The sequence below is a fragment of the Salibaculum halophilum genome, assembly GCF_002094885.1.
Classification (GTDB): Bacteria; Pseudomonadota; Alphaproteobacteria; order Rhodobacterales; family Rhodobacteraceae; genus Salibaculum; species Salibaculum halophilum.
Genome location: NZ_MSIT01000014.1, coordinates 12,214 through 33,531, shown reverse-complemented (window position 1 = coordinate 33,531; position 21,318 = coordinate 12,214). Strand labels below are relative to the sequence as shown.

The following is a 21,318-nucleotide window of genomic DNA, read 5'->3' as shown; positions in this document are numbered from 1 at the left end:
TGACAATGGTCCTTCCGCCCTAGCTCAGGCGGCTGATAACGACCGTCACTTCCGGTTTCTTGCCGATCTCGTTTTCGGCCGTGCGCCGTGTCAGCGTGCGCAGGTCCTTTTCCAGCGTTGTATCGTCGCGCAGCACCTTGGCGTCGGCCTTTTGCAGCCAGCTGCCGAGGGCGCTTTCCAGCGCCTCGGCCAGGTCGGCGTTGTTGCGCCCCGTCTCGGACAGCCCCATCAGGTCGCACCAGGGATCGCCGAGGGGCTCGTTGTCCTCGTCGATGACAAGCGTCACCGTAACGTGCCCGTTCAGCGCCATGCGGATCCGGTCGCGCACGATTCCGTCGTACTGGCCCACGTGGGCGTGCCCGTCCAGATAGACGCGGCCGGTCTCGATGAACTCGACCGGCTTGGCGACTTCCAGGTCGACCATGGTGCCGTTGACCGCCAGCACGCCGGGATAGCCCCCCTCACCCGCCAGCTTGACCATCTCGCGCAGGTGGCGGTGTTCGCCGTGCATGGGCACCACCAGCGCGGGCTGGCAGATCGCGTGCATCTCCTTGAGGTCGGGCCGGTTGGCGTGCCCCGAGACGTGGTAGCGGTCGGCGCTGTCGTCGATCACGTCCACGCCCATCTCCGAGAACTGGTTCATGATGCGGATGACGCCGCGTTCGTTGCCCGGAATGGTCTTGGAGGAAAACAGGAAGGTGTCGCCCTCGGCCATCTTCAGCCCCATGTACTTGCCATTGGCCAGCTGGGCACTGGCCGCGCGGCGTTCGCCCTGGCTGCCGGTGACGACCAGCAGCAGGTTCTCGCGCGGGATATCCTTGGCCTCTTCCGGGCTGACCACCGATGGAAAATCCTCAAGAATGCCGGTCTCCTGTGCCGCCTCGATCATGCGCCGCATGGCCCGACCCAGCAGGCAGACCGACCGGCCCGCGGCCACACCGGCCTGGGCAATGGTCCGCACCCGGCTGACGTTCGAGGCGAAGGTCGTCGCCACCACCATGCCCGGCGCGGTCTTCATCAGGCCCTCGATCTCGGGGCCGACGCTGGCCTCGGACCGGCCGGGATGGGCCGAGAAGACATTGGTGCTGTCACAGATCAGCGCCTTGACCCCCGGTTCGGCCACCTGCGCCCAGAGCGCCCGGTCGAAGGGTTCGCCGACGCCCGGCGTCTCGTCGATCTTGAAATCGCCGGTATGGACCAGCCGGCCCTCGGGCGTGTCGATCACCAGTGACGAGCTTTCGGGGATCGAGTGGCTGATCGGCACGAAGCCCACGGTGAAGGGGCCCGCCGTCACGCTGTCCTCGGGCCAGGCGCCCAAGGTGCGCACGGTGGCCTCGGAATAGCCGTGCTCGGACATCTTGCGCCGGGCGATATTGGCGGTGAAGGCGCGGCAATGGATCGTCGCGCCCAGCTTTTCCCAGTAGTGGCCCACGGCGCCGACGTGGTCCTCGTGAGCATGGGTGATGAAGATGGCCTCGATCCGGTCCTTGCGGGCCTCGAGCCAGGACACGTCGGGAAAGATCAGGTCGACCCCCGGCGTGGTGTCCATGTCCGGAAAGGTCATGCCCAGATCGACCACGATCAGGCGTTCGGCCCCGGCGGGCCCATAGCCGTAAACGTAGCAATTCATCCCGATCTCCCCCGCGCCGCCGAGGGGGAGATAAATCAGTCTGTCGCTGCTCATTGTCAGGTGTGTTCCTTGTTGTGGCGATGGATGACCGTCAGACCGTGCATGGTCAGGTCACCCTCAACGGTGTCAAATAGCGCCTCGCCGGTACTGAACAACGGGGCGAGGCCACCCGTTCCGATGACTTTCATGGGGCGGTCATACGCGCCCTTGATCCGGTCGCAGATGCCGCTGACCAGCCCGATATAGCCCCAGAAAACCCCCGATTGCATGCAATCGACGGTGTTGGTGCCGATGACCCGGTCCGGCTTGGTCACGTCGACATGCGGCAGGGCCGCGGCGGCGCTGTGCAGCGCCTCGAGGCTGAGGTTCACGCCGGGCGCGATCACGCCGCCGACATAGGCGCCGTCCTGCGCCACGACATCGAAGGTCGTCGCGGTGCCGAAATCCACCACGATCAGGTCGCCGCCGTGCCGGTCATGCGCCCCGGCGGCATTGACCAGCCTGTCGGGGCCCACGGAGGTGCCCGCATCCACGCGCGGCGGGATCGGCGCCGGGCAGTCGGGCTTGCCCACCACCAGCGGGCGGCAGCCGAAGAACCGGTCGGCAAAGACGCGCAGGTTGAATACGACGCGCGGCACTGTCGAGGATATGATGACATCCGTGATCTCGGGCTCGATCCGATAGTGGTCCAGCAGGGTCGAGAACCAGGTGAAATAGGCATCCGCCGTGCGCGCGTGATGCGTGCTCGTGCGCAGGGTGCACAGGAACTTCTGCCCGTCCCACAGGGCGAAGACCGTGTTCGTGTTGCCGCAGTCGATACACAGGAGCATCGGGGGATCGCCTTTCAAAAGACCACGTCGGCGGCCGCGATCCGCCGCGGGCCCCGGGCCGTCGTCAGGACCAGATACCCGTTTTCGTCAACGGTTTCAAAGGTGCCGGTGACCGCTTCGCCGGGCAGGCGGGCGGTAATCGCCTGTCCGCGGCGGGCGGCGAGGCGCAACCAGGCCTCGCGGATGGGGGCAAAGCCGTAGGTAATGAAGTCATGGTCGCGCACGGCATAGGCGCGGGCCAGCAGGCCGAGGAAATCGAGGTCGCTGATGCTGATGCCGGTTTCCGCGCGCAGCGACACCGGCGTTACCGCGCCGGGCTCCAGGCTCTCGGGGTCGGGCGCTGCGAACAGGTTGACGCCCACGCCGACGGAAAGCCCCGCCACACGCCCCTGGAGGGTGACGCTTTCCAGGAGGATGCCCGCCACCTTGCCCCCCGCGAGCAGCACGTCGTTGGGCCATTTCAGGGCCAGCAGGTCCGCGCGACCGGTCGCCGCCGCCAGGGCATCGTGCAGCGCCAATGCCATGACGAAGGACCGCAGGGCGGCCTCGCCCGCCGGGCGGTCCAGCCCCGTCACATGGGTCGAGGCGAAATTCCCCGGTGGATTGGCCCAGGCACGGCCCCGCCGGCCGCGCGCCGCGGTCTGGTCGTGGGCCAGAATCCACGTCGGCCCGGACAGGTCGGAAAAGCGCCGTGCGGCCTCGGACAGGGTGCTGTCAGTGCGGGGCAGGATTATGCGCCCAACCCCGGCGGGCCATTTATCCTGCAAGGGCGCGCGCGGCCGCTTGTGCGATCGGTTCCACCCCGAAGAGGTTCACGATCCCGACCACCATCACGACCGCCGACCCCATGAGCAGCGACCAGAGAACCGGCGAGGCGTTGCGATCGAGCGCGTCCTCGGTCGGCGTGCCGAAATACATGTAGTAGACGATGCGTAGGTAGTAGAAGGCCCCGATGACCGAGGCCAGAACCCCGAGAACCGCCAGCCAGGCCAGCCCGCCATCGACGGCGGCGCGCAGCACGTAGAGCTTGCCGAAAAAGCCCAGCATCGGCGGCACACCCGCCAGGCTGAACAGCAGCACCAGCATGGCCAGCGCCTTGCCCGGCTCGACCCGGGAATACATGTTGAGCGCGGCAATGTCGGTGACCGGGCGGCCGTCTTTTTCCATGGTCAGGATGAAGGCGAAGGTGCCGATATTCATGGCGATGTAGATCGTCATGTAGATCAACATGGCCTGCACGCCGAAGGCCGTGCCCGCGGCCAGCCCCATCAGGGCAAAGCCCATGTGCGCGATCGAGGAATAGGCCATCAGGCGCTTGATGTCGGTTTGGCCGATGGCCGCGATCCCGCCCAGGAACATGGAAATCACGGCGAGGAAGGCGACGATCTGCTGCCAGTCGCCCACGGTGCCGCCGAAGGCGTCATGCACCACGCGCGCGAAAAGGCCCATGGCCGCCATCTTGGGTGCCGTTGCGAAAAAGGCGGTCACCGGCGTCGGGGCGCCCTCGTAGACATCCGGCGTCCACATGTGGAAGGGCGCGGCCGAGACCTTGAAGGCGAAGCCAGCGATCAGGAACACCAACCCGAAGAGCAGCCCCAGCGAGACGCCGTCCGACGTCGCCTCGATGATGCCCGAGAACAGCGTGGTGCCGGCGTAGCCGTAGGTCAGCGAGGCACCGTAAAGCAGCAGTCCCGAGGACAGCGCGCCGAGGACGAAATATTTCAGGCCGGCCTCGGTCGATTTCGCGCTGTCGCGCCGGAGCGCGGCCACGACGTAAAGCGCCAGCGACTGCAGCTCCAGCCCCATGTAGAGCGCCATGAGATCGCCCGCCGACACCATGATCATCATGCCCACCACGGCCAGCGCGATCAGGATCGGGTATTCGAACCGCAGCAGGTCGCGCCGGGCCATGTAACTCTCGCCCATGACGAGGACCGCCGCCGCCGAGGCCAGGATCACCACCTTGGCGAACCGCGCATAGGCGTCATCGACGATCATGCCGCCGAAGGCCGTAGTGGTACCCTGACCGGCAAAGCCGATCCAGAGCGCCAGCACGAGGAACAGCCCCCCGGTCGTCCACGTCAGCGTCCCGGCCATCCTGTCCTTGCTGGTATAGACGGCCAGCAACAACGCGCCCATGGCATAGACCGACAGGATGATTTCGGGAAGGATGGTGTCGAGATCGGCAGAGATCATCAGGCGAAATCCTTACTGCTGGGCCATCATGGTGGCGGGCTCGAACGCCGCCTGCGCGGTCGTGACCTGCCCCACCAGCGCTTCGACCGAGGGGCCGATAATGTCGGTGACAAGGCTGGGGTAGACCCCCAGCAGAAGTGTCATGACCACGAGCGGTGCGAAGATGCCGCGCTCGCGCGGGGTCATGTCGGTGATCGACTTGAGGCTTTCCTTGATCAGGTCGCCCATGACAACACGGCGATAGAGCCATAGCGCGTAGGCCGCCGAGAGGATCACCCCCGTGGTGGCCACCGCGGCGACCCAGGTGTTGGCCTGGAACACGCCCATCAGCGTCAGGAATTCGCCTATGAAGCCGCTGGTTCCCGGCAGGCCCACGTTTGCCATGGTGAACAGCATGAAGATCAGCGCATAGGCCGGCATCCGGTTCACCAGCCCGCCGTAGGCGTCGATGTCGCGGGTGTGCATCCGGTCGTAGATCACCCCGACGCAAAGGAACAGCGCCCCCGAGATGAACCCGTGGCTGAGCATCTGGAAGATCGCGCCGTCGATGCCCTGCTGGTTCACCGCGAAAATACCCATGGTGACATAGCCCATGTGCGCCACCGAGCTGTAGGCGATGAGCTTTTTCATGTCCTCCTGCACCAGCGCCACCAGCGATGTGTAGACGATGGCGATGGCCGAGAGCCAGAGCACCAGATCGCCCAGCACCTCGGTGCCAGCGGGGAACATCGGCAGCGAAAACCGCAGGAAGCCGTAACCGCCCATCTTCAGCAGGATCGCGGCCAGCACGACCGACCCGGCGGTGGGCGCCTGCACGTGGGCATCCGGCAGCCAAGTATGGACCGGCCACATCGGCATCTTGACCGCGAAGCTGGCAAAGAAGGCCAGCCAGAGCAGCGTCTGCAACCCGCCAATGACATGCACGCCCATGACCGTGATGGTCTCGGTCGCGAAGGGATAGGTCAGCAGCGTCTCGATATCGGTGGTGCCGGCCTCGTAGAACATGGTGACCATGGCCACCAGCATCAGCACCGATCCTAGGAAGGTGTAGAGGAAGAACTTGAAGGCGGCGTAGATGCGTTCCTTGCCCCCCCAGATCCCGATGATCAGGAACATCGGGATCAGGCCCGCCTCGAAGAACAGGTAGAACAGCACCAGGTCCAGCGCCATGAACACGCCCAGCATGAGCGTTTCCAGAAGCAGGAAGGCGATCATGTATTCCTTGACCCGGCTCGTCACGTTCCAGCAGGCCGCGATGGTGATCGGCATCAGGAAGGTGGTCAGCATCACGAAGAGCACGCTGATCCCGTCGACGCCCATCTTGTATTGCAGCCCCAGCAGCCAGTCGCGTTCCTCGACAAACTGAAAGCCGGTGTCGGCGGGATCGAACCCGAACAGGATGAACAGCGAGACCACGAAGGTCATCACCGTGGCGGCCATGGCCACCCACTTGGCGTTGCGCTGCGCCGCCTCGTCCTCGCCGCGCAGGAAGACCGCCAGGATCACCGCCGCGATGGTCGGGATGAAGGTGGTGATGGTCAGAAGATTGCCCATTACTCGACCCCCCCGGTGATCGTAACATAGGTGAGGATCAGCACGATCCCGAGCACCATGGCGAAGGCATAGGTAAAGACATAGCCGGACTGCCACCGCCCCGCGAGCCGGGTGAAGAAGGGCACCACGCCCAGCGCCAGCCCGTTGATGCCGCCGTCGATGACGTTGCCGTCACCGCGCTTCCACAGGATCGCTCCCACCGACTTGGCGGGCCGGACGAAGACGATGTCGTAAAGCTCGTCGAAATACCACTTGTTGAGCAGGAACTCGTACAGCGGGCGCTGGTTCTCGGCCAGTTTGCCGGGCAGCTCGGGGCGGCGGATATACATCTGATAGGCCGTGCCCAGCCCGATCAGCATGGCGATGAAGGGTGCCAGCTTGACCCAGGTCGGCACGTAGTGCGCCTCGTGCAGGACGGTGTTCTCGGGGCGGATGTAGATACCCGCCTCGCCGGGCGCGCTGTCCATGACGTAGCTCAGTTCCGAGGCCTTGGGGCTGCGGTCGGCCACCGCCTCGACCAATTCCTGGCGCGGCTCGCCGTACTGGCCGCCAAAGAAATCCACCACCTCGTTGGTCTTGCCAAAGAAGCTCGAATACCAGATCGCCCCGGAAAAGATCGCGCCGATGGCCAGAACGCCCAGCGGCACAAGCATGACATTCGGGCTTTCGTGGGCGTGCTCGTGCGTGTGCTTTTTGCCGCGCGGCGTGCCCCAGAAGGTCAGGAACATCAGCCGCCAGCTATAGAAACTGGTGAAGAGCGCCGCCACCACCAGCATCCAGAAGGCATAGCCGCCCCCGCTGCCGACGTAAGCGCTCTCGATCACGGCATCCTTGGAGGCGAAGCCGGCAAAGCCGATCCAGCCGGTCAACGGAATGCCGACACCGGTGATGGCCAGCGTGCCGATCAGCATCGCCCAGAAGGTCTTGGGCATCTTGTGGCGCAGCCCGCCGTAGTGGCGCATGTCCTGTTCGTGGTGCATCCCGTGGATGACCGAGCCGGCCCCGAGGAACAGCATCGCCTTGAAGAAGGCATGGGTCAGAAGGTGGAACATGGCCACCGAGTAGACGCCCACGCCCGCGGCCACGAACATGTACCCCAGCTGCGAACAGGTCGAATAGGCGATCACGCGCTTGATGTCGTTCTGGACAAGGCCAACCGTTGCCGCGAAGAACGCCGTGCTGGCGCCAAGAAAGACGATGAAGGCCTGCGCGTCGGGCGCGAATTCGTAGATCGGCGACATGCGGCAGACAAGGAAGACCCCCGCCGTCACCATGGTCGCGGCGTGGATCAGCGCCGACACCGGGGTCGGGCCTTCCATGGCGTCGGGCAGCCAGGTGTGCAGGATCAGCTGCGCCGACTTGCCCATGGCCCCGATGAACAATAGCACGCCGACGAGGTTGGCCGCGTTCCACTCGGCCCAGAGGAAGGAGATTTGCGTCCCGGCCAGCTCCGGCGCGGCGGCGAAGACGTCGTCCAGCCTGACCGAGTCGACCAGGAAAAAGATGGCGAAGATGCCGAGGGCAAAGCCGAAGTCGCCCACGCGATTGACCACGAAAGCCTTGATGGCGGCGGCATTGGCGCTCGGCTTGCGGTAGTAGAACCCGATCAGCAGGTAGGAGGCAACGCCCACCCCCTCCCAGCCGAAGAACATCTGCACCAGGTTATCGGCCGTCACCAGCATCAGCATCGCGAAGGTGAAGAACGACAGGTAGGCGAAGAACCGCGCCTTGTAGTGCTCGCCCTCGCGGAAGTTCTCATCATGGGCCATGTAGCCGAAGGAATACAGATGCACGAGCGCCGAGACGGTCGTGATGACGATCAGCATCACCGCCGTCAGCCGGTCCATGCGGATGCCCCAGGCGGTGTCCAGCGTGCCCGACTGGATCCAGCGCAGGATCTCGATGTGCTGGGTCGTGCCGTCGAAGGTCAGGAAAACGATCCAGGACAGCAGCGCCGACAGGAACAGCAGGCCGGTGGCGGTCCACTGCGCGGCCTGTTCGCCGATCAGCTTCCAGCCGAAGCCCGCGACGATGGCCCCGACAAGCGGCGCGAAAAGGAGGATGGTTTCCATGTCGCCCTAGCCTTTCATCACGTTGACGTCTTCGACGTCGATGGTGCCCCGGTTGCGGAAGAAACAGACCAGGATGGCCAGCCCGATCGCGGCCTCGGCGGCGGCGACGGTCAGCACGAACAGGGTGAAGACCTGCCCGACCATATCCTGCAGGAAGCTGGAGAAGGCCACGAAGTTGATGTTCACCGCCAGCAGCATCAACTCGATGCTCATCAGCAGGATGATGACGTTCTTGCGGTTCAGAAACAGCCCGAAGATGCCGATCACGAAAAGCGCCGCGGCGACGGAAAGGTAGTGTTCTAGCCCGATCATCAGCCTTCGCCTCCGAAATATCCGTTTGCCACCAGGACGGCCACGACGATTGCCGCGACGGCCGCGATGAGTGTGCCTCGGTTCATAGCCCCTGCCCCGGTTTGACGTCCTTGAGGTCCATGGCCTCTTGCGGGTCGCGATACATCTGATCGAGGATGTTCTGGCGGCGAATGTCCTGGCGGTGGCGCAGCGTCAGGACGATCGCCCCGATCATGGCGACCAGCAGGATCAGCCCGGCCAGCTGGAACAGGATGAAATAGGTGTCGTAAATCAGCAGCCCCAGCCCGGTGGTGTTCTGGACACCGCCCTCGACAGGCGCGGCCAAACGGCCCTGCGCGCCCGCATCGAACCCCCAGGCGCCAAAGGCGATGGCAAGCTGCATCAGCAGGATCACCCCGATGACCAGCGCCAGCGGCATGTATTTCGCCATCTGCGCCTTGAGCTCGGAAAAGTCGATGTCCAGCATCATGACCACGAAAAGAAAGAGCACCGCGACCGCGCCGACGTAGACGATCATCAGCAGCATCGCGATGAATTCCGCCCCCAGCAACACGAAGAGCCCCGCCGAGGACAGGAACGCCAGGATCAGCCAGAGGACCGAGTGCACGGGGTTACGGCCGATGACCGTCATCAGCCCCCCAACCAGCGTCGAGGTGGCAAAGGCGTAGAATGCCAGAACCATGGGTGTCATGTGTCACCGTCCTTTTCCATGACGTCGCTGGCGATTTCCATCGCCGTGGTCATTGCCGGAACGCCGCCGAACATGCCCGCCAGGGCGATGGTCTCGGCCACTTCCTGCTGCGTCGCGCCCGCCTCGACGGCGTGGCGCACCGTCAGCCTGATCTGCGCCTCGGCCTGTGCGCCCATGATGGTCAACCCCTGCAACGTCAGCAACAGGCGCGTTTTCGCCTCAAGCCCGTCCGGGTTCAACCCCTTGCCCATGGTCGCGTCCATGACCGCGCGCGGCATGGTGGGGACCATCCCCTCGACCCCCTTGGGCGTGAAGGACTCAAGCGCGGGATTGACCGCGCGCGCGAGGTCCTGACCGGCCTTCATCATGGCCTCGAAGGGGGTGTCCCCGCTCATGCCGTCCCCCCGCCCTGCTGCACCGCAGCAGGGCCGCGCTCCGTCGACGGAGCGCCCGCGGCTGAGAGGCAAGCGCGAGCTATCATCGGTACGGCGCGTCCAGTTCGAGGTTGCGGGCGATCTCGGCTTCCCAGCGGTCGCCGTTGGCCAGCAGCTTTTCCTTGTCGTAGTAAAGCTCTTCGCGGGTCTCGGTCGAGAACTCGAAATTCGGCCCCTCGACGATGGCATCGACCGGGCAGGCTTCCTCGCAGAAGCCGCAGTAGATGCATTTCGTCATGTCGATGTCGTAGCGGGTGGTGCGGCGGCTGCCGTCCTCGCGCGGCTCGGCGTCGATGGTGATCGCCTGCGCGGGGCAGATCGCCTCGCACAGCTTGCAGGCGATGCAGCGTTCCTCGCCGTTGGGATAGCGGCGCAGCGCGTGTTCCCCGCGGAACCGCGGCGACAGCGGCCCCTTTTCGTGCGGGTAGTTGATCGTCGCCTTGGGCGCGAGGAAGTAGCGCAGCCCCAGCTTGAAGCCCTTGAAGAAATCCTGCAGCAGGAAGTACTTCGCGGCGCGCGTGTAGTCCATCGTGGTCATCTCAGCCCCCCATCGCGTAACGGGCCCAGAACGAGCCCAGGATTTCGAACTTGGCCAGGAAGGCCACCAGCACGACCCAACCCAGGCTGAACGGCAGGAAGACCTTCCAGCCCAGCCGCATCAGCTGGTCGTAGCGGTAGCGCGGTGTGATCGCCTTCACCATCGCGAAGATGAAGAAGAAGAAGGCCATCTTCAGCACCAGCCAGAAGACACCGTCGGGCAGACCGGGGATGGGCGACAGCCAGCCGCCGAAGAACAGCAGCGATACCAGCGCGCACATCAACACCACCGACATCAGCTCGCCGATCATGAACAGCAGGAACGGTGTCGAGGAATATTCCGTCTGGTAGCCCGCCACCAGTTCCGACTCTGCCTCCGGCAGGTCGAAGGGCGGGCGGTTCGTCTCGGCCAGCGCCGAGATGAAGAACAGAAACACCATCGGGAAATGCGGCAGCCAGTACCAGCTGAAGATGCCCCAGCCGCCGTCTTGCGCGGCGACGATCTCGCCGAAGTTGAGCGAGCCGGTCGACAGGATCACGCCAACGATGATCAGGCCGATCGAGACCTCGTAAGAGATCATCTGCGCCGCCGAGCGCAGCGAGCCGAGGAAGGGATACTTCGAGTTCGAGGCCCAGCCGCCCATGATCACGCCGTAGACCTCGAGCGTGGAGACGGCGAAGACATAGAGGATGGCCACGTTGATGTCGGCCAGCACCCAGCGATCGTTGAAGGGGATCACCGCCCAGGCGATCACGGCCAGCACGAAGGTCATCATCGGCGCCATGAGGAAGACGACCTTGTCCGCCCCGGCCGGGATCACGACCTCCTTGAAGATGTACTTGATGAAATCGGCAAAGCTCTGCAGCAGGCCGAAGGCGCCGACAACGTTGGGGCCGCGCCGCATCATCACCGCGGCCCAGACCTTGCGGTCGGCCAGCAGCAGAAAGGCCAGCGCCGTCAGCAGCGGCACCAGCACCAGCAGGCACTGGCCCAGCACCAGCAGCACGATGCCGAGGTTTGTGGTAGTGAAGAACTCAACCATGAATGTCCCCTCAGACCGTCGGTATTCCGTTTCGCGCGCAATCGGCCACGGCGACCTCGGCGTCAATCGTCCTCAGCCCGTCGGGCAGCGCCGGGGAAATGGTATAAACCGCGTCCCCCGTCCAGACCCTGCCGTCCTGCTCGATCTGCGTGCGGACGTGGCGGGCAAAGCCGTATCCGCGGATCAAGGCGTATTGTGCCGCCGCACAGCGGGCGTAGTCGGCGACCTGTTCGCGGCTTTCGGGGGTTTCCATGCGAACGTGGAAGTTCACGAGGTCCCCGTCGAGCAGGCGTGTCTCGACGCCGCCATAGCCGGCGGCGCCGGTCTGGGCCGTCCCCTCGCACCCGGCAAGGGCCAGTGCCGCCATGAGCCCCGCGCGCCGCATGCCGCTACTCCGCCGCCATGGGGGCCTCGGCCCGGGCCTTGGCCTCGTGCGACAACTGCGCCATCAGCTCGCTGGCCCGCGCGATCGGGTTCGTCAGGTAGAAGTCCTTGATCGCATTCTGGAAATCTCCCGACCCCAGCGCGCCGGGCGCGAGCGGCGTCCAGGCGTTTTGCGGCACCTCGTCCACCTGCTGCAGGTGCGGCACCTCGGCTACGAGAGCCTGGCGCAGTTGGGCCAGCGAATCCCAGGGCTGGGTCGCGCCCACCTCGGCCGAGAGCGCGCGCAGGATCGCCCAGTTCTCCTTGGCCTCGCCCGGCGCGAAACCGGCGCGCAGGGCCAGCTGCGGGCGTCCTTCGGTGTTGACGAACAGGCCCTGTTCCTCGGTGTAGGCGGCCGCGGGCAGGATGACATCGGCGCGATGCGCGCCGCGGTCGCCATGGCTGCCCTGGTAGATCACGAACGACCCCTTACCGATCTCTACCTCGTCCGCCCCAAGGTTGTAGACCACGTCGGCCCCCTCGACATCGGCCATGCCGTTCGGGGCAACCGCGCCCACATCCATCGCGCCGACGCGGCCTGCGGCCGTATGCAGCACCAACAGGCCCGACCCGGTGTCCTCGGCCAGCTTCATGGCAGCCGCCAGAACGGCGGCGCCATCGGCCTCGCGCAGGGCGCCCTGGCCGACGATGACAAGGCTCGGCGCCTCTTTCACGGCCCCGTGATCCCTGTCCAGCAGGCTTTCCAGAGCGGCGCGGTCGGTGCCCACGTGGGTGTAGTCGTAAGTCAGGTCCACCGGCGCGCCCACGACGCCGACCTCGGCCCCGTTCAGCCAGGCCTTGCGGATGCGGGCGTTGAGCACCGGCATCTCGTCGCGCGGGTTGGTGCCGATCAGCTGGATGAACTTCGCGTCGTCAATGTCCTCGATCGCCGCGGTGCCGACATAGCCCGAACGATTGCCGGCGGACAGCTTCGCACCATCGGTGCGGCATTCGACGACACCGCCCTGCCCCTCGATCAATTGCTTGAGGCCATAGGCGGCCTCGACCGGGGCCAGGTCACCGACCAGCCCGGCCAGCTTGCGCGCGCCCTTGATCTTCGCGGCGGCGACGGACAGCGCCTCTGGCCAGGTCGCGGCACGCAGCTTGCCGTTCTCGCGCACGTAGGGCCGGTCCAGCCGCTGGCGCCGCAGCCCGTCCCAGACGAAGCGGGTCTTGTCGGAAATCCACTCCTCGTTCACGCCGTCGTGGTTGCGCGGCAGAAAGCGCATGACCTCGCGGCCCTTGGTGTCGACACGGATGCTGGCCCCCATGGCGTCCATTACGTCGATCGACTCGGTCTTGGTCAGCTCCCACGGCCGCGCGGTGAAGGCATAGGGCTTGGAAACCAGCGCGCCCACCGGGCACAGGTCGATGATGTTGCCCTGCAGGTTGCTGTCGAGCGTCTTGTCCAGGTAATTGGTTATCTCGGCATCCTCGCCGCGGCCGATCTGGCCCAGCTCTGGGATGCCGGCAACCTCGGTGATGAAACGCACGCAGCGGGTGCAGGAAATGCAGCGCGTCATGTGCGTCTCGACCAGCGGGCCGAGGTCCAAATCGTCCACGGCGCGCTTGGGTTCGCGGTACCGGCTGAAATCCACGCCGTAGGCCATGGCCTGGTCCTGCAGGTCGCACTCGCCGCCCTGGTCGCAGATCGGGCAATCCAGCGGATGGTTGATGAGCAGGAACTCCATCACCCCCTCGCGGGCCTTCTTGACCATGGGCGAGTTGGTTTTCACCACCGGGGGCTGGCCCTCGGGGCCGGGGCGCAGGTCCTTGACCTGCATCGCGCAGGAGGCGGCGGGCTTGGGCGGGCCGCCCACGACCTCGACGAGGCACATGCGGCAGTTTCCGGCGATGGACAGGCGTTCGTGATAGCAGAAGCGCGGGATCTCGATGCCGGCCTCTTCGCAGGCTTGGATGAGGGTCATGGCCCCCTCAACCTCGATTTCGTGATCGTCGATGATGACCTTGCGCAGATCGGACATGGGCATTTCCCTATCGCCTTTGCGTCCCGGCCGGCCGTCACCGGGCCGGGGCGGTTACGGTGCGTTCTAACGTGACACAATATAGTATGCCAGCGGGAACCGGCCAAAAAGGCCGGGAAAAATCCCCGCTGACCGCGCCCTTACCTGATCTTTTCAATCAGAAATTTACCCTAGCGCAGTAGTCGCCCGATGCGGCTGTCGGCGGCCATTTCACGCCGGCCGACCCGGCAATAGCTCGCCGGATCGCCCTCGACCGCGCCCTTCTCGGCCAGTCGGGTGCGGGCGATGCTCTCCAGCCGGTCGGCCTCGGCATCGTTGTCGATATAGGCGTCGACCTCGGCGCGGCTGTAGCCCAGATCAAGCGCGTGCCGGCGCAACGACATCAGAAACCCGAACCCCCGCAGCCGGCGCGGCGACAGGTCCGCGCAGACCTCACTGATCTCGTAGGCGATGCCGGTGGCGATCAGCCCCTCGGTGATCTTGTCGACCTCGCTCAGCGGCGGCTTGGCCGCCACCGGCGCGGCAGCGAGCGTCAGGATCAGCGCCAGTGCGGCGCCGGGGCGGCGGGGCGGGTCAGCAGGCATAACAGGGCACCTTCGCGACGTTGCACCGCACCCCTCGCCCCTGGGCCGGTGATATTCAATAGCCCGGTCCCGATCCGGCCCGAACCGGCGGATTCAGGCGCACTTCCGGCGCTTCCACATCTCGGCCCGCGGCAGGTCGGCCCAACCAAAGGCCCGGTCGCTGGGGCCGTTCCGTTTCAGATCGTCCAGCCGGTCCAGCCCCTGGTCCAGTGTCGGGCGATGGCCCTCGTCCACCCACCACATGACGAAATGCTGATCGCCCATCACCTCGAACCACTCGGCACGGCGGTCGTAGAACTGCTTGTGAAGGGTGCCGAAAACGAACCGCTCAAGGCTGGCGGCGTCTTCCCAGACGGTCAGGTTGGCGACGAATTGCGGATCATCGCCGATGGCGTTTTCGGTGTTTCCCGTGCCCGGCGCGCCCGATCCTTCCATCATCCAGACGAAGCCCGGCATCCGTTTGCCCAGGCCGTTCACCCGGTCGAGGTTGTCCATGAACTCCTTGACCAGCGGATCGTCGGTGGGGGCCAGCAGGCGGCCGACATTAAGCTCGGCAAGGTGCATGGGGCCATCTCCTCCGCCTCAAAAGTGCCCGATATCCGGCAAATTGAAAAGAGCGGCGCGATGCCGCCCCATCCAATCGATCTACTGGCCCTCACTGCGCGGCGATGGCGCGGCCCTTGACGCGATCCTCGATCTCGTCGCGGAAGTTGCGGATCAGGCCCTGGATCGGCCAGGCGGCGGCATCGCCCAGAGCGCAGATGGTGTGGCCCTCGACCTGCTTGGTCACGTCCCAGAGCATGTCGATCTCCTCGACGCTGGCCTCGCCCTGGACCAGGCGCTCGACCACGCGCATCATCCAGCCGGTGCCCTCGCGGCAAGGGGTGCACTGCCCGCAGCTTTCGTGCTTGTAGAAGGCGGCAAGACGCCAGATCGCCTTGATGATGTCGGTGGACTTGTCCATCACGATCACCGCCGCCGTGCCCATGCTGGAGCCCTTGTCCTTGAGCGCGTCGAAATCCATGATCGCGTCTTTCATGTTCTCGCCGCGCACGCAGGGCACCGAGGAGCCGCCGGGGATCACCGCCTTGAGGTTGTCCCAGCCGCCGCGCACGCCGCCGCAGTGCCGGTCGATCAGCTCCTCGAAGGAAATGCTCATTTCCTCCTCGACAACGCAGGGATTGTTCACATGTCCCGAGATGGCAAAGATCTTGGTGCCCGCGTTGTTCTGCCGGCCCATGCCCGCGAACCATTCCGGTCCGCGGCGCAGGATCGTCGGCACAACGGCGATGGACTCGACGTTGTTCACGGTGGTCGGGCAGCCGTAGACCCCGGCCATGGCCGGGAACGGCGGCTTCATCCGCGGCATGCCCTTCTTGCCCTCGAGCGATTCCAACAGCGCGGTCTCCTCGCCGCAGATGTAGGCCCCGGCGCCGTGGTGCAGGTAGAGGTCGAAATCCCAGCCCGACTGGGCCGCGTTGCGGCCAAGCAGACCGGCCTCGTAGGCCTCGTCGATGGCGGCCTGCAGCGCCTCGCGCTCGCGGATGTATTCGCCGCGAATGTAGATGTAGCAGGCATGCGCGTTCATCGCGAAGCTGGCGATCAGGCAGCCCTCGATCAGCGTATGCGGATCGTGGCGCATGATCTCGCGGTCCTTGCAGGTGCCCGGCTCGGACTCGTCGGCATTGACCACGAGGTAGGCCGGGCGCCCGTCGCTTTCCTTGGGCATGAAGGACCACTTGAGCCCCGTGGGAAAGCCCGCGCCGCCGCGCCCGCGCAACCCGCTGGCCTTCATCTGGTCGATGATCCAGTCGCGCCCCTTCTGCAGGATCGCGGCGGTGCCGTCCCAGTGGCCGCGCGCCTGCGCGCCCTTCAGCGTGCGGTCGTGCATCCCGTAGAGGTTGGTGAAAATGCGGTCTTTGTCTGCAAGCATCGGCGCGTTCCCTATCCGGCCCCGGCGCGGGGCACCGTCATTTCTGCCTGGTTTTCTGCCAGAGTTTGTAAGTGACAGCCAGACACCAAATGAACCCCGCCAGTGCGAAGAGCGTCAGAAGAACGGCAAATCGCGGGGCGAGGCCCACTGCACTCGTTATCGCCGGGGCAAAGACCGACAGCAGCGCCGAGGCGATCATGACCAGCGCGATACGCCGCCCCGTGGCGGCGATTTCCGCGCGGTCCGTCTCGTGCTCGGGGTCTGCCAAGGTGGCCCTACTGGTTGTCTGTCGTCTTGTCCGGCTCGGGCATGGCCGAAAGCGTCACCGACCCGCCCTTGGTTTTGGACTTAGGCGTGTAAGCGGTCTTTTCCACTGTCTGGCTCGAGGCGGCGTCCTTTTTCGCGGACGCCTTCGGCTCTTTCGGTGCCGCCGGCGTTTCGCCGGTCTGCTTGGGCGCCGACACCTTGGCCCCCGACGGCTTGGCGGCGGTCTTCTTGGCCCCCGACGGCTTCGCCCCGGTCGTCTTGGCAGACGACGTCTTCGCATCGGCCTTTGCCGCCGGTTTCGCGGGGGTCTTGCGGGCCGCCGGCTTGGCAGCCGGTTTCGCCGGTTGCGTCGCGGCCGCGGCCTGCGGCGCGTCGGCCCTGGCCGCGGGTGCCGACGCCTCGGCCGCCGGGGCCTCGGGCTGATCGTCCGGCGACTGACGGGCGGTCTTGGCCGCCGGCGTCTTGGCAGCGGGGGCGGATGTTACAGGGCCAACCTGCCCGCGCGCCGGGCGCAGCGCGACCATGGCGGGCGCGACCGCCCATTTCACCATGCTGGTCTGGCTGGCCAGAAGGGCCGCCGCCGGGGCGGTAGACTGGACGCCGAGGCGCACCATGGCGCCCGGCAGCGTTGAAAGACTTTCGGAGGAGAACATCGCAGACATCCTTTCCGGACCCGCACGGCGGGCCCTGTTGCATGTAACGCGCCGATCCTCCCCGATCGGTGCTCAATAAGAGGCCCACGTCACGCCGGGCATCTCAATTGTTGCACCGCAGCATCCATCTTTCAATAGACGTCGCCCTTTTTCACCTTGTCCGAGAAATCTGTCGCACCCCCCTCGGCGAGGACCCGGGCCTGGGCGACCCAGTCATCGCGCGAGACACGGCCCTTGAAGCCCTGAAGGTTCTCGTCGACCCAGGCGATCTCTTCTGTCGTCCACCCGGCGATCTGGTCGAAGTGATAGACCCCCATGGAATTGAGTAGCTGTTCCAGCTTGGGCCCGACGCCCTTGATCTGCTTGAGGTCGTCGGCGCCGCCCGCTTTCGGCGCGCTCAGCATCTCGGGCTTGGCCGCCGCGCCGGTGTCTGAAGCGCTGTCGGTGTCCGCCGACGCTCCGGCCGCCAAGACGGCCTCCGCGTCGGGCTTGGGCATCGGCGTCGGATCGGGCACCGGGTCCGGCGCGGGCGCGGGGTCTGGCTCGGGCTGGGCCGGGGCAACCGCAGCCGCCGAAGGCGAAGCCGCCGCGGCATCGGGTTCCGGATCGGAGGAGGCCGGGCCGGTCTGCGCCGACGGCGGCGTCATGCCCTGCGCCATCGGCGCGTCATCGCGGGCCAGCAGCCACCAGACGATACCGGCAACGACGGCCCCCGTCACCAGCGACAGGAAGCCCCCGAAGGAAATCGCCCAAAAGGCGATCGCGGCGGCCGCGGCCCCGCAGGGCAGCGCGATGGCGATCGCGAAGATCGATCCGTTTGAGTTCTGCGTCATTTATGAATTCCTTTCCCTGTCGTGACAGCCCGTCGGCCGGGCCGTGGGCGTGGCCGGCGGATTGCCCACCGTCCCTAACGACAGACTAGGCTCTGTGGCCCGGCTTGATAAGGGTATTGGCCACCCCGCCGGCACGATGCTGGCATTCCGGCCACGCCGGGCCGGCCGTCTTCCCTAGGTTTCTGCCAGGCTGCGGGCCTGCGCGACCCAATCATCACGCTCGATCCGGCCCTTGAACTTCAGGCGGGCATCGACCCAGGCGATCTCGGCCGGACCCCAGGCGGCGATCTGGTCGTAATGCCAGAAGCCGAGGTCGTTGAGCGTGGCCTCCAGCTTGGGGCCGACCCCGCCGATCTTCTTGAGATCGTCGGCCGCACCCCCGCGCGGAGCGCTCAAGGTTTCAGGTTCGGCCTCGGCGACTGCCTCGCCGCCGGTCGCCGCCCCGGCCTCGTGCGGCTTGGTATCGGCACGCGCGGTCGCGGGACTGTCGGCATCGCCGTCATCCAGCCAGGGCGTGGTCAGCGCCACCTCGGTGCCATCGATCCGCTTGACGGTGTCTTCCTGCGCCACGGCCAGATCGACGCTGGCGTTGTGCGCGTAGTGCCCGGAGTCGAAATCCGTCAGCGATGTCAGCCCCTTGAGCGGCTCGGACGCGAAGCGGCCGGTCTGAGGTCCCGGCGTCGGTACCCGGCCCGCGGCCAGGTCGTCGATGATCTCGGCAATGCGTTCGGCTGTCAGGTCCTCGTAGTAGTCCTTGCCGATCTGGGCCATGGGTGCATTGGCGCAGGCGCCCAGGCACTCGACCTCTTCCCAGGAAAAGCGGCCGTCTTCGGACAGCGTGTGCGGCTTGTCGGCGATCTTTTCGCGGCAGACGCCGACCAGATCCTCGGCGCCGCAGATCATGCAGGAGGTGGTCCCGCAGATCTGTATGTTGGCAATGCTGCCCACGGGCTTGAGCTGGAACATGAAATAGAACGAGGCCACTTCCAGCGCGCGGATGTGGGCCATGTCCAGCATGTCGGCCACGTATTCGATGGCCGGGCGCGACAGCCAGCCCTCCTGCTCCTGCGCGCGCCACAGCAACGGGATGATCGCGCTGGCCTGGCGGCCCTCGGGATACTTGGTGATCTGCGCTTTTGCCCACGCCAGATTGGCCGGCGTGAATTCGAAGCTTTCGGGCTGGTCGTGGTGCGGACGGCGGAGCATTGTCTTGGCGTCTTTCCGTGTCTTGGCCGCCCGTTACGGGCAGGTCTCGTTCGTCAGTTCGGCAGAGCCGTCTTCGCGCAGGGCCAGCGCGCCCGAAGCATGAAGCCGGGCGATGACCGCGGTCACCTCGTCGGGTGACAGGCCCGAGGCCGCCATGATCGCGTCGCCATTTTCAACGGTGACGACACAGCCGGCGTCCTCTATGGCCCGCGTCATGGCCGCCACGTCCTCGGCGTCGGCCTGCTGCCGGGCCAGCGCAGGGGCGGCCGTCACGAGTGCCAGCACGGCCGCGGCGCGGATCATCTGTCGACCTCGCCGAAGACGATGTCGAGCGAGCCGAGAATGGCCGACACGTCGGCCAGCTGGTAGCCCGACCCGAGGTGATCCATTGATTGCAGGTGCAGGTAGCCCGGGGCGCGGATCTTGGCGCGGTAAGGCTTGTTGGTGCCATCCGACACAAGGTAGACGCCGAACTCGCCCTTGGGGGCCTCGACGCAGGCGTAGACCTCGCCCTCGGGCACGCGGAACCCCTCGGTGTAAAGCTTGAAGTGATGGATCAGCGCCTCCATCGAGGTCTTCATGTCCGACCGGGTCGGCGGGGTCAGCTTGCCGCGGGTCAGAACGTCGCCCTGGTTTTCCGGCTCGCGCAGCTTGGCGCAGGCCTGGCGCATGATGTGGGCCGACTGGCGCATTTCCTCCATGCGGCAGAGGTAGCGATCGTAGCAGTCGCCGTTATTGCCCACCGGAATCCGGAAGTCGAATTCGTCATAGCATTCATAGGGTTGCGCGCGGCGCAGGTCCCAGGCCAGGCCCGAGCCACGCACCATGACGCCCGAATAGGCCCAGTCTTGGATATCCTGCTCGGTCACGACGCCGATATCGACGTTGCGCTGCTTGAAGATGCGGTTCTCGGTCAGCAACTCGCTGATGTCGTCGACGACCTTGGGGAACCTCTCGGCCCAAGCCTCGATATCGTCGATCAGCTTGGGCGGCAGGTCCTGATGCACGCCGCCGGGGCGGAAATAGGCCGCGTGCAGCCGCGCGCCGCAGGCCCGTTCGTAGAAGATCATCAGGTCCTCGCGCGCCTCGAACCCCCAGAGTGGCGGGGTCAGCGCGCCGACGTCCATCGCCTGCGTGGTCACGTTCAGCAGGTGGTTCAGGATGCGGCCGATCTCGCAGTAAAGCACCCGGATCAGCGAGGCGCGGCGCGGGATCTCGACGCCCGACAGCTTCTCGATCGCCAGGCACCAGGCGTGTTCCTGGTTCATCGTGCCGACGTAGTCCAGCCGGTCGAAATAGGGCAGGTTCTGCAGGTAGGTCCGGCTTTCCATCAGCTTCTCGGTGCCGCGGTGCAGCAGGCCGATATGCGGGTCCACCCGCTCGACGATCTCGCCGTCAAGCTCCAGCACCATGCGCAGCACGCCGTGCGCCGCCGGGTGCTGCGGCCCGAAGTTGATGTTAAAGTTGCGGATCTTTTGTTCGCCCGTCTGGGCGTCGTCAAACTTGGAGCCGTCCATCATTTCGCCGATCCTTCGGTCTTTTCATCGCCGGGCAGCACGTAATCCGCGCCTTCCCAGGGCGACATGAAATCGAACTGGCGGTATTCCTGCACCAGGTTGACGGGTTCGTAGACGACGCGCTTTTCGACCTCGTCGTAGCGCACTTCCGTGTAGCCGGTGGTCGGGAAATCCTTTCGCAGGGGATGCCCGCGAAAGCCGTAGTCGGTCAAGATGCGGCGCAGGTCCGGATGGCCGGAAAACAGGATGCCGAACATGTCGAAGACCTCGCGCTCGAACCAGTTAGCCGAGGGGTGCACATCTGTGATCGATGCCAGCACGTCATCCTCGTGGAGGCCGACGCGCAGGCGGATACGCTGGTTCTGGTACATCGACAGGAAGTGATAGACCACGTCGAACCGCTTGGCCCGGCCGGGATGGTCCACCGCGGTGATATCCACCAGCGTCGAGAACTTGCAGGTCGCGTCGGTCTTGAGGAACTCGACAAAGCCGGCGATGTTCGCCGGCGCCACGTCCACGGTCAGCTCGCCGCGGGTGATCTGCCAGCCCAGCACGCAATCGCTGCGCTTGAGCTCGATATGGGTGCCAAGATCCTTGAGGGCTTCGGTCATGCGGGGC

At 65.8% G+C, this 21,318-nt stretch carries 23 protein-coding genes; all 23 read right to left on the bottom strand.

Annotated elements, in window-relative coordinates; all coding sequences use genetic code 11:
• Window positions 1–19: 19 nt before the first annotated feature.
• A complete protein-coding gene (locus BU124_RS10365; RefSeq protein WP_084863469.1) occupies window positions 20–1,684 on the bottom strand; it encodes a ribonuclease J in 1,665 nt (554 codons plus the stop codon).
• 2 nt (window positions 1,685–1,686) lie between these two features.
• Window positions 1,687–2,460 (bottom strand): type III pantothenate kinase, encoded by a 774-nt coding sequence (locus BU124_RS10360; RefSeq protein ID WP_084863466.1) that lies wholly within the window; start codon window positions 2,458–2,460, stop codon window positions 1,687–1,689.
• A 14-nt stretch (window positions 2,461–2,474) separates the two neighbouring features.
• A complete protein-coding gene (locus tag BU124_RS10355) occupies window positions 2,475–3,227 on the bottom strand; it encodes a biotin--[acetyl-CoA-carboxylase] ligase (protein WP_245831667.1) in 753 nt (250 codons plus the stop codon).
• Complete coding sequence (gene nuoN, locus BU124_RS10350; RefSeq protein ID WP_084863463.1) at window positions 3,217–4,656, bottom strand: NADH-quinone oxidoreductase subunit NuoN; 1,440 nt, start codon at window positions 4,654–4,656, stop codon at window positions 3,217–3,219. The genes BU124_RS10355 and nuoN overlap by 11 nt, the downstream gene beginning before the upstream one ends.
• 12 nt (window positions 4,657–4,668) lie before the next feature.
• Complete coding sequence (locus BU124_RS10345) at window positions 4,669–6,210, bottom strand: NADH-quinone oxidoreductase subunit M (RefSeq protein WP_084863460.1); 1,542 nt, start codon at window positions 6,208–6,210, stop codon at window positions 4,669–4,671.
• Complete coding sequence (gene nuoL, locus BU124_RS10340) at window positions 6,210–8,282, bottom strand: NADH-quinone oxidoreductase subunit L (RefSeq protein WP_084863458.1); 2,073 nt, start codon at window positions 8,280–8,282, stop codon at window positions 6,210–6,212. Before nuoL ends, BU124_RS10345 begins: the two co-directional genes overlap by 1 nt.
• Before the next feature lie 6 nt (window positions 8,283–8,288).
• Entirely contained in the window at window positions 8,289–8,594 is a 306-nt protein-coding gene (gene nuoK / locus BU124_RS10335) for an NADH-quinone oxidoreductase subunit NuoK (protein WP_084863455.1), read from the bottom strand.
• Window positions 8,595–8,676: 82 nt separating this feature from the next.
• The gene (locus BU124_RS10330; RefSeq protein WP_084863453.1) at window positions 8,677–9,285 is read right to left on the bottom strand and encodes an NADH-quinone oxidoreductase subunit J; all 609 of its coding nucleotides are present in this window, start codon (window positions 9,283–9,285) and stop codon (window positions 8,677–8,679) included.
• Window positions 9,282–9,680 (bottom strand): carboxymuconolactone decarboxylase family protein, encoded by a 399-nt coding sequence (locus tag BU124_RS10325; protein ID WP_084863451.1) that lies wholly within the window; start codon window positions 9,678–9,680, stop codon window positions 9,282–9,284. The genes BU124_RS10330 and BU124_RS10325 overlap by 4 nt, the downstream gene beginning before the upstream one ends.
• A gap of 82 nt (window positions 9,681–9,762) precedes the next feature.
• Entirely contained in the window at window positions 9,763–10,257 is a 495-nt protein-coding gene (nuoI, locus tag BU124_RS10320) for an NADH-quinone oxidoreductase subunit NuoI (protein ID WP_084863448.1), read from the bottom strand.
• Between the two features lies 1 nt (window position 10,258).
• The gene (nuoH, locus tag BU124_RS10315; RefSeq protein ID WP_084863446.1) at window positions 10,259–11,299 is read right to left on the bottom strand and encodes an NADH-quinone oxidoreductase subunit NuoH; all 1,041 of its coding nucleotides are present in this window, start codon (window positions 11,297–11,299) and stop codon (window positions 10,259–10,261) included.
• A 10-nt stretch (window positions 11,300–11,309) separates the two neighbouring features.
• Complete coding sequence (locus tag BU124_RS10310) at window positions 11,310–11,684, bottom strand: hypothetical protein (RefSeq protein WP_084863444.1); 375 nt, start codon at window positions 11,682–11,684, stop codon at window positions 11,310–11,312.
• A gap of 4 nt (window positions 11,685–11,688) precedes the next feature.
• Complete coding sequence (gene nuoG / locus BU124_RS10305) at window positions 11,689–13,707, bottom strand: NADH-quinone oxidoreductase subunit NuoG (RefSeq protein WP_084863527.1); 2,019 nt, start codon at window positions 13,705–13,707, stop codon at window positions 11,689–11,691.
• A 170-nt stretch (window positions 13,708–13,877) separates the two neighbouring features.
• Window positions 13,878–14,291 carry a DUF5333 domain-containing protein gene (locus BU124_RS10300; protein WP_084863442.1) on the bottom strand — a complete coding sequence of 138 codons (414 nt, stop codon included), beginning with the start codon at window positions 14,289–14,291 and terminating at the stop codon, window positions 13,878–13,880.
• A 93-nt stretch (window positions 14,292–14,384) separates the two neighbouring features.
• Window positions 14,385–14,855: a DUF3291 domain-containing protein gene (locus tag BU124_RS10295; RefSeq protein ID WP_084863440.1), complete on the bottom strand. Its 471-nt coding sequence runs from the start codon at window positions 14,853–14,855 to the stop codon at window positions 14,385–14,387.
• A 91-nt stretch (window positions 14,856–14,946) separates the two neighbouring features.
• Window positions 14,947–16,224, bottom strand: coding sequence for an NADH-quinone oxidoreductase subunit NuoF (nuoF, locus tag BU124_RS10290; protein ID WP_084863438.1), 1,278 nt, complete (start codon window positions 16,222–16,224; stop codon window positions 14,947–14,949).
• Between the two features lie 37 nt (window positions 16,225–16,261).
• Window positions 16,262–16,492 carry a DUF5337 family protein gene (locus BU124_RS10285; RefSeq protein WP_084863436.1) on the bottom strand — a complete coding sequence of 77 codons (231 nt, stop codon included), beginning with the start codon at window positions 16,490–16,492 and terminating at the stop codon, window positions 16,262–16,264.
• Window positions 16,493–16,499: 7 nt separating this feature from the next.
• Window positions 16,500–17,144: a hypothetical protein gene (locus BU124_RS10280; protein ID WP_084863434.1), complete on the bottom strand. Its 645-nt coding sequence runs from the start codon at window positions 17,142–17,144 to the stop codon at window positions 16,500–16,502.
• Between the two features lie 131 nt (window positions 17,145–17,275).
• Window positions 17,276–17,977 (bottom strand): NADH-quinone oxidoreductase subunit E, encoded by a 702-nt coding sequence (locus tag BU124_RS15030; protein WP_245831666.1) that lies wholly within the window; start codon window positions 17,975–17,977, stop codon window positions 17,276–17,278.
• A gap of 174 nt (window positions 17,978–18,151) precedes the next feature.
• Complete coding sequence (nuoE, locus tag BU124_RS10270; RefSeq protein ID WP_084863431.1) at window positions 18,152–19,183, bottom strand: NADH-quinone oxidoreductase subunit NuoE; 1,032 nt, start codon at window positions 19,181–19,183, stop codon at window positions 18,152–18,154.
• A gap of 33 nt (window positions 19,184–19,216) precedes the next feature.
• Window positions 19,217–19,486 carry a hypothetical protein gene (locus BU124_RS10265; protein WP_245831665.1) on the bottom strand — a complete coding sequence of 90 codons (270 nt, stop codon included), beginning with the start codon at window positions 19,484–19,486 and terminating at the stop codon, window positions 19,217–19,219.
• Window positions 19,483–20,700, bottom strand: coding sequence for an NADH-quinone oxidoreductase subunit D (locus BU124_RS10260; protein ID WP_179141902.1), 1,218 nt, complete (start codon window positions 20,698–20,700; stop codon window positions 19,483–19,485). The genes BU124_RS10265 and BU124_RS10260 overlap by 4 nt, the downstream gene beginning before the upstream one ends.
• Window positions 20,700–21,311: an NADH-quinone oxidoreductase subunit C gene (locus BU124_RS10255; protein ID WP_084863427.1), complete on the bottom strand. Its 612-nt coding sequence runs from the start codon at window positions 21,309–21,311 to the stop codon at window positions 20,700–20,702. The genes BU124_RS10260 and BU124_RS10255 overlap by 1 nt, the downstream gene beginning before the upstream one ends.
• Window positions 21,312–21,318: the final 7 nt, after the last annotated feature.